12 protein-coding genes are annotated in these 12,364 nt (G+C 55.0%); 7 read left to right on the forward strand and 5 right to left on the reverse strand.

Annotated elements, in window-relative coordinates; all coding sequences use genetic code 11:
* Positions 1 to 35: 35 nt before the first annotated feature.
* A complete protein-coding gene (locus WNY39_RS16420) occupies positions 36 to 3,128 on the forward strand; it encodes a CHASE domain-containing protein (protein WP_342847262.1) in 3,093 nt (1,030 codons plus the stop codon).
* An 85-nt stretch (positions 3,129 to 3,213) separates the two neighbouring features.
* On the forward strand, positions 3,214 to 3,579 hold the full coding sequence (locus WNY39_RS16425; protein ID WP_341235832.1) for a response regulator: 366 nt from the start codon (positions 3,214 to 3,216) through the stop codon (positions 3,577 to 3,579).
* 9 nt (positions 3,580 to 3,588) lie between these two features.
* Here WNY39_RS16425 and WNY39_RS16430 read toward each other — a convergent pair whose 3' ends face one another.
* Both WNY39_RS16430 and WNY39_RS16435 read right to left on the reverse strand, forming a co-directional pair.
* The gene (locus WNY39_RS16430) at positions 3,589 to 3,909 is read right to left on the reverse strand and encodes a phosphorelay protein (RefSeq protein ID WP_342847264.1); all 321 of its coding nucleotides are present in this window, start codon (positions 3,907 to 3,909) and stop codon (positions 3,589 to 3,591) included.
* A gap of 56 nt (positions 3,910 to 3,965) precedes the next feature.
* Positions 3,966 to 4,949 (reverse strand): response regulator, encoded by a 984-nt coding sequence (locus tag WNY39_RS16435; RefSeq protein ID WP_342847266.1) that lies wholly within the window; start codon positions 4,947 to 4,949, stop codon positions 3,966 to 3,968.
* Positions 4,950 to 5,118: 169 nt separating this feature from the next.
* Between WNY39_RS16435 and WNY39_RS16440 the strand changes: the two genes are divergently transcribed.
* From WNY39_RS16440 to WNY39_RS16450, 3 genes are all read left to right on the forward strand, one after another.
* The gene (locus WNY39_RS16440; protein WP_342847268.1) at positions 5,119 to 6,105 is read left to right on the forward strand and encodes an aldose epimerase family protein; all 987 of its coding nucleotides are present in this window, start codon (positions 5,119 to 5,121) and stop codon (positions 6,103 to 6,105) included.
* 131 nt (positions 6,106 to 6,236) lie between these two features.
* Positions 6,237 to 6,710 carry a MarR family transcriptional regulator gene (locus tag WNY39_RS16445; RefSeq protein WP_342847270.1) on the forward strand — a complete coding sequence of 158 codons (474 nt, stop codon included), beginning with the start codon at positions 6,237 to 6,239 and terminating at the stop codon, positions 6,708 to 6,710.
* Complete coding sequence (locus WNY39_RS16450) at positions 6,707 to 7,975, forward strand: multidrug effflux MFS transporter (RefSeq protein WP_342847272.1); 1,269 nt, start codon at positions 6,707 to 6,709, stop codon at positions 7,973 to 7,975. Before WNY39_RS16445 ends, WNY39_RS16450 begins: the two co-directional genes overlap by 4 nt.
* Positions 7,976 to 8,050: 75 nt before the next feature.
* Here the strand turns inward: WNY39_RS16450 and WNY39_RS16455 are convergent, their stop codons facing one another.
* From WNY39_RS16455 to WNY39_RS16465, 3 genes are read right to left on the reverse strand one after another with little or no spacing between them, the layout of a single operon-like run.
* A complete protein-coding gene (locus tag WNY39_RS16455) occupies positions 8,051 to 8,521 on the reverse strand; it encodes a MaoC family dehydratase (protein WP_341235750.1) in 471 nt (156 codons plus the stop codon).
* 12 nt (positions 8,522 to 8,533) lie between these two features.
* Positions 8,534 to 9,538 carry an NADP-dependent oxidoreductase gene (locus tag WNY39_RS16460; protein ID WP_342847275.1) on the reverse strand — a complete coding sequence of 335 codons (1,005 nt, stop codon included), beginning with the start codon at positions 9,536 to 9,538 and terminating at the stop codon, positions 8,534 to 8,536.
* 18 nt (positions 9,539 to 9,556) lie between these two features.
* On the reverse strand, positions 9,557 to 10,555 hold the full coding sequence (locus WNY39_RS16465; protein WP_342847277.1) for an NADPH:quinone oxidoreductase family protein: 999 nt from the start codon (positions 10,553 to 10,555) through the stop codon (positions 9,557 to 9,559).
* Positions 10,556 to 10,682: 127 nt separating this feature from the next.
* Between WNY39_RS16465 and WNY39_RS16470 the strand changes: the two genes are divergently transcribed.
* Both WNY39_RS16470 and WNY39_RS16475 read left to right on the forward strand, forming a co-directional pair.
* Entirely contained in the window at positions 10,683 to 11,858 is a 1,176-nt protein-coding gene (locus tag WNY39_RS16470; RefSeq protein WP_342847279.1) for an acyl-CoA dehydrogenase family protein, read from the forward strand.
* A gap of 3 nt (positions 11,859 to 11,861) precedes the next feature.
* On the forward strand, positions 11,862 to 12,364 hold a 503-nt coding region (locus WNY39_RS16475), incomplete at its 3' end, for an acyl-CoA dehydrogenase family protein (protein WP_342847281.1).

Raw genomic sequence — 12,364 nt, forward strand, 5'->3', positions numbered from 1 at the left:
TGGTAACCTTCGGGGTCTTCGCCGAGAGTTCACGGATGAGCAAAGCGGCTGCCAATGCGGAATTTCAACGCATTACTGATGTCGCTCTTCAGGCGTTAAGAACGCGGGTGGACATCTATCTCCAAAGCCTTAATGGCGCGGCGGGCATGATGCAGGCATCAGAAAACACCGAAGTCGATGATTTCGAGATGTTTGCCAGCAGTCTGGATTTGGCAGAAACCCTGCCGGGGATAAACGGAATTGGCTTTATCGAACCTGTACCTGCGGACGAGGTGCCGGAATTTGTCGCCGGCATGCGCGCAGCGGGTGTCGAGAATTTTACCGTCCATCCGGAAACGGAAAGCGACGTAAAATATATCATTAAGTATATTGCGCCGACCGACATCAACGTGGAGGCGGTCGGCCTAGATATCAGTTTTGAGCAAGGTCGCCGCGAGGCCGCCAACCGTGCCCGCGAAACAGGATTACCCCAGTTAACGCCGCGTATTCTTTTGGTGCAGGATGACACGGCGCAACCCGGTTTTCTTTTGTTGCGGCCATATTTTGACGCTGACGATTTTAAAGGTTGGGTCTATGCGCCTTTTGTCGGGCGTAACCTGTTGGAGGGATTGAATCCTCAGCAGGGACGGCTGTTTGAATTCCAAGTTTATGATGGAAACGCAATTGACGACGATGCTTTGATTTATAGCACGCATGAACATGAACACATGGATCGGCTTTATACCGCCGACTATACGGTGGATATGTTCGGCCGCCAATGGACGCTTCACTATCACAGCACGGCCCTATTCAACGGCGTTCATGCGACGCGCGGGCCATTTTTCATTCTGATTGGCGGGTTGTTGCTTTCTATGATGTTGGCGTTCGCGATGCGTGCATTGCGAATGCGTAACGAAAGTCTGGCCGAGGTCGCCAAATTGCGGGCGAAAAAAATCAACGCCCGCGAGGAAGAAAACCGGTCTTTGGTCGAGAATACGGTCGTCGCTGTGATGATTTTGGACGAGGATCGCAAGATCGTGTTTGCCAACCATGCGGCGACAAACTGCTTTGATGGCAAGCGCGAGGGGCTGAACGGCCTTTGTTTTTCCGATTTTGTGACCGAGCTTTCGGAAGATGACGCGCATCAAAGTTATAACGCTTTGGGTCACACGCTGACCGGGCGGGAATTGTTTCTTGATCTGCATACAAACGGCTGGGTCACGTCGTCTGGCAAACGCCGGACCACCGTGATCTTGCGTGATGTCACCACGGATGTCGAAATAGCGGATGAGTTGGTGGTCACCAAACAGCGCTTTGACGCGGCCTTGTCGGGCTCGCAAATCGGCGTGTTTGAGATTGACCTTAAGACCGGCACGTCGGTCGTCTCGCATACGTGGCGCGACATCATGGATATCGACCAAGAGATCGACAACCCTCAAGAAGTGTTCATGGAGCGGATCCACCCGGATGATATGACGCTGCTGCTAGAGGCCGATCGCAGGTGTATCCGGGGTGAAACAATCCGGTCGATCGCTGAATATCGCGTGGCATTTGGCGACAACTGGCGCTGGATGAGATCGGATGCGGTCGTGGTTCAGCGCGACGAGGACGGCAAAGCCCTGCGCATGGTTGGCACACAAACTGACGTGACCGAACTGCGTCATTCCCGCAATGCGCTTGAGGCAAGCGAGAAGCGGTTCCGCGTTGTGCTTGAGGCGGCACCGGTGGGCATGGCGACGCTTAACAGCGGCGGCTTTTTCATTGGTGTGAACCCAGCCCTGACCGAGCTGACAGGCTATTCTGATATTGAGATGCTCAAGGATTTCAACTTGGACCGGATCATCCCCAAAGAGGATATGGACCGGATGATCGCTGCGGTACTAAGTACCGTGCACGCGGGCACCCAGGATGTGTATCGCGAGGAGTTCAGGATCCTTCACAAAAACGGTGGACACCGGTGGGGCTTGTTCAACATCACGTGGAACTATGACAAAAACATAGGGTCTTATGTGTATATCGCCCAGGTCGTCGATATCACCGACAAAAAGAAGATCGAGCAGATCAAAAGCGAATTCGTTTCAACCGTCAGCCACGAATTGCGCACGCCGCTTACGTCTATCAAGGGCGCGTTGGGCCTGATTGAAATGGCCGCGCGTGACAAGCTGCCTGCATCGGCCTTGCGGTTGGTGCAGATCGCGCAATCGAATTCGGACAGGTTGACCGATATCGTGAATGATATTCTGGACCTTGAAAAGATCTCCTCGGGCGAGATTAGCTTTAACATGGTCGAGGTCGAACTGTGCGAATTGGTCCGGTCTGCCCAAAGCGAAATGATGCCGTTTGCCGTCACGCATAAGACCAAGCTCGAACTGATCTTGCCTGATGAAGAACTGTATGTCGTCGCGGATTCAGGACGGATGATGCAGGTCATGGCCAACCTGATTTCGAATGCGTGCAAGTATTCTTATGATGATACTGATGTGACGGTGACGGTCGAAAAACTGGATGAGGTTGCGATTGTCTACGTTCAGAATATCGGGGCAGGGGTGCCTGAATCGTTCAAAGGGCGCATTTTCCAACGGTTCTCGCAGGCGGATGGATCGGACACACGTGCCAAAGGCGGGACCGGTCTGGGCCTGAACATCACTCGAGAGATTGTCTGGCGGCAAGGCGGCGAAATCGGCTTTGAAAGCAAACCCGACGGCCCGACTGTGTTCTGGTTCACCTGCCCGATTGCACAGGCGTCCGAGGTACAAACACCCGCGCTGCAGCGGTCGTCGCGCCCTGAGCCCGGCAAACGGCTAAAGGTTTTGCATCTCGAGGATGACGAAGATTTCGCCGAAGTCATCCGCGCCGGGATTAGCGCCTATGCCGATGTGCATAACGTGACCCGGATCAGGAATACCCGCAGCTTGCTAACTGGCGAGACGTGGGACGTGATCATTCTGGATTGGACCGTACCGGACGGGGACGCGTCAATTTTGCTGGATGAAATTATCGAGAAACAACCAAATGCGCGTATTGTTGTGCTGACGTCAGACGGCATACGCGCAAAAGATGAGCGCGTTTGCGAGCATATTGTGAAATCTCATGCTGACATGGATCGCATTATCGATTGCGTAATTAATTTTGCCGAAAACGGGGCATAATTCAATGAAACCTTGGGCTTAGACTTTGCCAGGTGGCTGGGTCCAACCCTAGAGAATAGATGATTTTTTACTTGGGAGGGTAATGGTGATTAAAATTCTTCACGTTGAGGATGACGAGTCGATCCGCGAAATCGTGGATCTCGCGCTAGAAATGGCGGGCGGTTTTGAAGTTGTCCAATGTGACAGCGGTGAAGCCGCCCTGGCGCGGGCAAACGACTATATTCCTGATGTTTTACTGCTTGATATGATGATGCCCGGATTGACCGGCCGTCAGACATTGGAGCTGTTGCGCGAACGGCCGGAGTTTGCCGAAATTCCGGCGATCTTTATGACCGCGCGGGCACAGCCAAACGAGATGGACGAGTTACGGCAGATTGGTGCGGTCGACGTGATCAGCAAACCGTTTGATCCGATCACATTGGGCGACCAGATCAAAGCAGTGCTTGATTAAAGGGGTGGGTTAAGAGGGCTCAACCGTTGTTTCCGGTTGGGCATCAAGTACCGTTTGGCAAAGCTGTACAAAGCTATCCAAGTGAAAGAACAAGGGACCGGGACAAATGGCAAGGTCCGCGTCGGGGCCGTTCAGATGCTCATCAATCTCGGTCTCGATGCTACGCGCTTCGTTTCCTAGGTCCTCAAAACCAAGAGAGCCGGCAGTGCCGGCGATCTGATGCAGCAATGTGCGTGCGCTTACCAACGCACCGTTAACTTCTTCCAGCTCATGGCTTTCCCAAGCAACCAGCGTGTATTCTGCAATTGAAATCTGTCGCGTCTTCAGCATCTCAAGAAACCGACTTCGGATACGATCGATCCCTGGGAGTTTAAGCTTTTGATGCATCATGCAGTCAGACCAATTTGCCACGCATTTTTATGCGCATCCTCATGGGCAGCAACAGACTCTTCCGACGAGGCATGCGCTGCGGAAATCGCGTCCATAACGGTCGCGCTTGTTTTCCACATTAACCTAATCGCCTCACCGGCGCAAACCCGCGGTTCGATCCGCTGACCTTGATTGTCAAACAGTTCTGTCTTGGCGAGGGTGAGGTTAACACTTAGGGCGAGCGCCTTAATATCTGGCTGCCAGCCGCTTTCTGTGATGCAAACAAAAGTGCCGTTTCCTGCGTAGGACATCAGGAACTGGCCATCGCCAAGGGTGTCCGAAATGATTTCGGCAACATCTGTCAGCACCGAATAGAATTCAAACGGCGACATCGTGGCGTGATATTGGGCGATCCCGCGAATTGTAAACGCAAAGGCGGTCGAACCGAACAGATCATTCCGGCTGAGCTGCCGGATATAGTTTTCGAACGCCATGAAATCGATCAGGTTGTCGATTTCATAGATTGCGACCGGTTCAAAAAGATCGATTGGCGGTGTGCCCTTACCCTGGTTTGGGTTCACTTTTTGAGCGGCGAAAATTTTGGTTGTGCGCGCTTCGCGCTCGGCAAAGGCACGTTCAACAAGTGCCAGCCGCGCCTTGAGTTCGAACATCTCAAAGGGTTTGGTCACATAGTCGGTGGCACCTGCAGCAAAGGCGGCATCAATATAATCTTTTTCCGACATCGCGGTGAGCATCAGAATGGGCGTATCGACATAATTATCAAGCGCGCGAATTTTGCCAGCAAGGGCGATGCCATCGGTTCCGGGCATTTGGATATCCAGCAAGAAGCAATCGAAAGGCGCGCGTGCATTTGCCTTGATCACTTCAATAGCTTCATCGGCACAAGAGGCCATAACCAGCTTGTGTTCCGTCATTGTCTCGATGAAATGCGCAAGCAGTTCAAGGATGATTGGATCGTCATCAACCGCAAGAATTTTCATTTAACTAGCCCCACTAAATATAACAAGCAAAGCAACACTGCCCCGCCAAACGTGTTAACAACCTGTAAGGGAAACGTGTCAAAATATGGGCAATATTTATACTTTATCAGGGAATCTATGTGTATGCGCATAATTTTTGGCAGGCCGGGGCAGAAAGACGGGCGACGTAATGGTCTATAATTTCAGCTTAAACCCCTATGGTACACAGGTAAAAGCGTGCGAATTACGCGCAGGCGGCGCTGTCGCGCGGGTTTTATCCTGGGGTGCCACAGTTCAGGATTACAGGGTGGCGGGCATAGATCACAGCCTGATCTTGGGTGGCGAAACGATTGATTCGTATTTTGATCAAATGCACTATTTCGGCGCCGTTGTCGGGCCTGTTGCCAACCGTATTGCCGGTGGCCGCATGCAGATAAACGGCCAGTCTTTTGACTTGGACAAGAATGAAAACGGTCAGACGACGCTGCATAGCGGTTGCGCGGGCTTTAGTGATCGGAACTGGTCCCTTAGCCAAGTCTCTGACAACGCATGCGAATTAACGCTGGAACATCCTGATGGTTTGGGCGGTTTTCCCGGCAATATCCGCGCGACTGTTATCTACCGTTTGACCGCTTCGGGGGCGTTGGAGGTTGAGATTTCAGGGCAGGCGGATGCGGACATTTTCTTTAGCCCAGCGTTTCATGGATATTGGAATTTGTCCGGCGGGAACGACCTGTCGGATCATCTGCTGACCGTGCCCGCAGATACATATTTACCCGTGGATGCTGAGCAGATCCCTATCGGCCAAGCTGTGCCGGTGGATGGCACTGCATTTGATTATCGCAAACCACGTCATATTGGTCCGGTGCTGGATCATAACTTCTGTCTTGGCTCTTCTGACACGCCGCTGCAAACCGCTTGTCGGGTAGAGGCATCAGGGGTTGTATTGGACGTTCAGACCGATCAACCGGGCGTCCAGATTTATAACGGATGTCATATAGATACAGCGCCTTTCAACGGGCATCTTGGCAAACCATATGGCCCTTGCGCAGGGTTGGCGATTGAACCGCAGTTCTGGCCGGATACGCCCAATCAACCCAGCTTTCCCTCAAGCTTGCTAAGAGCGGGGGAGCGTTTTATCAGCCGGTCCCGTTTTGAAATTTCGGATTTACGCTAACGGGATAGGCCGCGCGGTGTTGAACGCTGCGTTGTTTTCTAATTGTTAACGATAAAATTTGACAGGGAAGGCACCGATGCTAATTCTGATATATAGTAAGGCAAACTTACAAACAGAATAATGGACCCCTAATGCGTAAGACGATTGATACCGATAGTTTTGGCTTTTTGTTTAATGATATTGCGCGGATCACCCGTGGCGTTTTTGCCCGAGAAATCGAAGCGAGCCAGCTATCAGTTACAGCAGCCGAGGCCCGCGTTCTGGCGCATATGGCCCGCTGCGGCCCGACGCGCCAGCATCTGTTGGCCGAAAGCCTAGGTATGACCCCGATGAGCCTGACCGGTTTTCTTGACCGGCTCGAAGGGGACGGGCTGGTCGCGCGGGAGGCAGATCCGAAAGACCGCCGTGCCAAGATCGTGACGCTTACCCCAAAGGCCGCAGATACGTTGTCGCAAATTGCGCAGGCAGGGGAGCGGACGGAACAACTGATTTCCAGCGGGCTTTGCCCTAACGATTGGAAGGCTTTCCTTGAGACAGCACGCAAGCTGCGCGCCAATATTGACGGGCCGCGTGTTGCCGTTTCGAAACCGGACGACAGGGCATGACCACGCCCTTAATGACAGAACGCAGGGTCAGTATTATTGGCGCGATGCTGGTGGCGATTGGGCCTGTTTCCATGGCCTTATACACCCCCGCCATGACCGAACTGGTGCGCCATTTCGGGTCAACTGAATCCGTAATCAAGCTGACCCTGACCTTGTACTTCGGGGGGTTCGCCTGTGCGCAGCTGGTGGCGGGGCCGCTATCAGATGCATTGGGCCGGCGTCCGGTTACCATTGCTTTCATGGGTCTGTACTGCGTTGCTAGTCTGGCGGCGATGTTGTCCCCGTCGGTCGAGGTTTTGATGGCTGCGCGTTTTGTCCAAGGTCTTGGCGCGTCGGTGGGGGTCGCGATTTCACGGGCGTTGGTGCGCGATCTGTTCACCGATGATCAGTCGTCGCGCATCATGAATTTGATCGGTATTATTCTGGCGCTTGGGCCTGCGTTGGCCCCCACAATCGGCGGTCTGATGTTGCCCTTGTTTGGCTGGCGTTCGATCTTTTTGTTAATGACGCTGTTCGGCATCGGTATCATTGCGGTGGTAATTTTTGCGCTGAAAGAAACCGTTGTTCCTGACCGATCGCGCCTGAATTTTCCAGCACTTGGGCGCACTTACAAGATGCTCTTGACGAACAAGCACTTCATTTCTGCGTCATTGGTTATGGGCGGTGCATTGGGTGCGATTTACGCGCAGGCGACGTTTCTGCCGTTCATCTTGATGAATGAGGTAGGCCTGTCCCCCGCGCAATTCGGGGCGTCGATGTTGGCGCAATCGGGCAGCTTTTTTGCGGCGTCGCTGATCTGCCGCAAGCTGATGAGACGATACGGCGCGAACGCATTGGTGGCCCCGGGCCTTATGTTCGTCGCCTTGGGCAGCGTGGGGACGTTGACGCTGCTGATGTGGGCGCCCAGCTTTCTGCATGTGATGATTCCGGTGGGGGTTTATTCCTTTGGGATTGCATTTGTGATGCCGGCCATGTCGACAGCCGCCCTTGCCCCTTTCGGGCGTGCCGCGGGGTCTGCTGCATCTTTGCTGGGGTTCATTCAGATGGGGTCGGGTCTGCTTATGGGGTCGCTGGGTGCTTTGATGGGGAATGCCGTGATTGCGATGGGCACGCTGATCCCGATCATGGGGCTGACGGCGTGTCTGTCGTTTGTATGGTATCGCAAGCTTGGCCCCGCTGCTGCGAAACCTTTGCCCGATCAGGCGCGCGGTCAATGTGGGCCGTTGACTGCCCAATCCACCCCGGTGACGGCCCCTGACAAATAGGCAAAGTGCCTATGCGTCAGAAATGCAAAAGGCCGCCCCATACAAGGCGGCCTTTGTTGCGAAAAGCGAAACGATCTAGTCCTTGAAAACGGCCAGCCCCAGCCATTCGCAGATCAGGGCAGGGGTTTCCTCGCCCTCAATCTCGACCGTGAGCAGGTTTTCCCGCAGCATGTCGGTTGCGTTGCGCGCTGTGACTTTTTGCAAGGTAAACCGCCCACGCAGGCGCGATCCGGCAGGGACGGGCCGCAAAAACCGCAGCTTGTTCATCCCATAATTGATGCCCATCACCTGACCGGGCATCATGTTAAAGCAGTCATAGGCAAAGCGGCTGGCCAGCGACAATGTCAGAAAACCATGGGCAATCGTGCCGCCAAACGGGGTTTCAGCGGCGGCGCGTTCGGGATCAATGTGGATCCATTGCATGTCATGGGTGGTCTTTGCGAATTGGTCGATCATTTCCTGATCCACGGTGATCCAATCGGACACCCCAACTTCGGTTCCGATCAGGGTTTCGCTGTGCTCAACCGCCTTTTTCAGTGCAGACATGGTGGCTTCCTCCTATGCTGGATCAGCGGCAACGCGCACCATACGCTTGCCCTTGTTTTCGCCCGCTAACAGGCCAATCAACGCCTGTGGCGCGTTTTCAAGGCCGTCAACGATGTCTTCGGTCACCTTGATCTGGCCGTTTGCGACCCAAGTCTGCAACGCGCGCAGGGCCTTGGCATCGTCATGGGTCCAGTCCATCACGATGAACCCTTCCATGCGCAGACGTTTTACAACGACAAGACCGGGAAGATTGCGCGGGCCGGTAGGTGTTTTGGTGTCGTATTGGCTGATCGCGCCACAGCAAACGATACGGCCCTTTTCGTTCATGCTGAACAATGCGGTTTCCAACACGGTGCCGCCGACATTGTCGAAATACACGTCCACACCGTCAGGGCAGGCCGCGCGCAATGCTTTGGACAGACCCGGTGCGCGGTAATCAATGCAGTCGTCAAAGCCGAGCTCTTCTTTGACCCATTTGCATTTTTCGGCACCACCCGCGATGCCGACAACACGGCACCCAAGCGCCTTGGCGATCTGGCCGACATAGCCGCCAACTGAACCCGCCGCTGCCGATACCAACACGGTTTCGCCCGCAATGGGTTGGCCAACTGAGATCAGCCCGTGAAACGCGGTTTTGCCTGCGATGCCATAGACTGACATCAGGTTGGACAGTTCGGGTACCTTGGGCAGCTTTTCGCATTTGCGTGCCTCGGCGACGATGTAATTTGACCAAGTTGCGTCGGCCGCGACGATATCGCCAACGGCCAGACGGTCCGACTTGGTCTCGGTGACTTCGCAGATTGCATATGTCGGCATGGGGTCACCGGCATTCACGGCGGCGCGGTACGTCGCGCCCTTCATCCAAGACCGGTTCGCCGCGTCGATGGACATCAAAATGACCTTGAGCACCACCTGACCGTCGCCCGCAGTCGGCATATCGGTTGTGGTTTCTTTGAAATGTGCGGGCGTCAGCGCATCGGTCGGCAGCTCGGCAATAACGATTTGTCGGTTAGTCATGTTACTTTCCTTTCAGGCTCACGCGACGTCGAGCACGACTTTGCCCAGAACCTTGCGATCCTGCATGAGGGTCAACGCATCAGCGGCCTGTTCCAGTGGGAAGCGGGCAGAGATGCGCGGTTTGATTTGACCGTTTGCGTACATCCGGAACAGATCAGCCATGTTTTCGGCATGGGCTTGCGGTTCGCGGGCGGTGTGCGCGCCCCAAAAGACGCCAACGATCTGGCATCCCTTGAGCAGCGTCAGGTTCAGCGGAATTTTCGGGATACCAGCGGGGAAACCGACAACCAGATAGCGGCCTTTCCATGCCAGCGCGCGCACGGCAGGTTCAGCATAAGCACCACCAACCGCGTCATAGACGACATCAACACCATCGCCGCCTGCCAGCTTTTTGATCTCGTTCGAGAACTCTTTTTGCGTGGCGCGGTCGTCCATATCGCGGCTGTAGACGATTGTTTCGTCTGCACCCAAATCACGACAGAACTGCGCCTTCTCCTCAGACGACACGGCGGCGATCACTTTCGCACCGGCGGCCTTGCCCAATTCAATCGCGGCGGCACCCACGCCGCCCGCAGCGCCAAGGATCAACAAGGATTCGCCTGCCTTGATTTCAGCGCGGTTTTTCAGCGCGTGATGCGAGGTGCCGTAGGTCAGCACCAAACATGACGCTTCGTCATATGGCATCGCATCGGGGATTTTCATGACCCGACCCGCGTCAATACACATGTCGGTGGCAAAGCCGCCAAAGCCGGTCATCGCCAGAACACGGTCGCCAACAGCAACGTTTGTGACACCTTCACCAACCGCGTCGATATCGCCTGCAACCTCGCCACCGGGGGCAAAGGGGCGGGGGGGCTTCATCTGGTAAAGGTCCTGAATAATCAATGTGTCAGGGAAATTCAGGCCAGCAGCACGGACGCGAATGCGGACCTCGCCCTTTTTGGGTTCGGGCTGTGGCAGCTCTGTCAGCTCCAGAGTTTCAGGGCCACCGGGGGCGGTGCTTAGCATGGCTTTCATTTCGACATTCCTCCTCAAGAATTTGCAAAGCAATAGGCGCGTTCAGAAACTGTCTTGTCAATCGAATTTCGAAATGCAATTTTGCAGTGCGGAATTGTTATCCGCAAAATCGAGGGGGGAGAATACGATGCAGTCCAATCAGGAACTGGAGGGTTTCCGAGTTGAACTGCGCGATTGGCTGGAGGCAAATTGCCCGGCCGAAATGCGCGGTGGCGAAGCCAGTGAAGCATCCATTTGTTGGGGTGGCAAGAATTTCGAGTTTGAATCAGACGCGCAACGCGACTGGATGGAACGCGCTGCATCTAAAGGGTACACTGTCCCCACATGGCCGGTTGAATATGGCGGTGCCGGGTTAAACCGCGCCCAGGAAAAGATTTTCAAAGAAGAGATGGACCGTATCGGTGCCCGCAGTCCGCTGGACAGCTTTGGCATCTGGATGCTTGGGCCAGCCTTGCTGCACTTTGGGTCGCACGAACAAAAACTGCATTACTTGCCCCCGATTGCACGCGGTGAAATCCGCTGGTGCCAAGGCTATTCCGAGCCGGGCGCCGGGTCTGATCTGGCCAGCGTTCAGACCAAAGGCGAAGACAAGGGCGACCACTGGCTGGTGAACGGCCAGAAAATCTGGACCTCTTACGCCGACAAAGCCGACTGGATCTTTGCGCTGATCCGCACCGACCGCGACGCGCCCAAGCACAAAGGCATCTCGTTCCTGCTGATCAACATGGAAGACGCGGGCGTTGAAACCCGCCCGATCAAACTGATCTCGGGCGCGTCGGTATTTTGCGAAACCTTCTTTACCGATGTGAAGGTGCCGAAACACCAGATTGTTGGTACCGAAAACCGCGGCTGGGACGTGGCAAAATACCTACTGACCCACGAACGCGAGATGATCTCGGGCGGCGGTCAGGGTCTGTCTGGCGGGCGTGCTTTGGGCGCGGTGCTGAATGAATCCCTTGGCGAAGGTCAGGAAATGGAAACCACCCTGCGCGCCGACGCGATGCGCTGCGAGGTGGATGCACTGTCCATCGGGTTGACGTTGGAGCGTTACAAAGACCAAGCCGAAGCCGGAACGGGCGCAGGTGATGCATCGGCGATGCTGAAATACATGGGCACAGAATTGAACAAGCAGCGCCACGAATTGCTGATGGCTGCGGGTGGGTCTGATGCGTTGGAATGGGACGGTCCTTTGGGCAACCGCCCTGCGGATTGGCTGCGCACCAAAGCGAATTCCATCGAAGGCGGCACGTCCGAGGTGATGCTAAGCATCGTATCGCGCCGCGTTCTTGGGCTGGGGGCATAAATCATGGCAAATCTGGTAATGACCGAAGACGAAACCATGCTGGCTGATGCCGCGCGCGGTTTTCTGGATAAATCCGCCCCCGTCAAAGCGTTTCGTGATCTGCGGGATGCGGGCAAAACCCATGACGCGAAGATGTGGAAAGAAATGGCTGACATGGGCTGGGCCGGTGTGCTGGTCCCTGAATCCGCCGGTGGGTCCGACATGGGCCATGCTGCTGCGGGCGTTCTGGCGCATGAGATGGGCAAAACATTGGTCGTCAGCCCGTTTTTGTCGACCGCTGTGATTGCCGCAACGGCGCTGCGCAATGTCAGCGATGCGCGGGCAGAAAAGGCACTTGCCACAATTGCGACGGGCGATGTGACCTATGCGCTTGCTGTTGATGAGACGTCAAAGTTCAACCCCGAAGCAACGTCTATGACGGCGACGCGCGAGGGGAATGGTTTCCGCCTAAGCGGTAAGAAAACATTCGTCGTCGATGGCGCATTGGCGGATCGTTTGCTGGTGCT

This window comes from Sulfitobacter sp. AS59 (genome assembly GCF_038899995.1).
Lineage (GTDB): Bacteria > Pseudomonadota > Alphaproteobacteria > Rhodobacterales > Rhodobacteraceae > Sulfitobacter.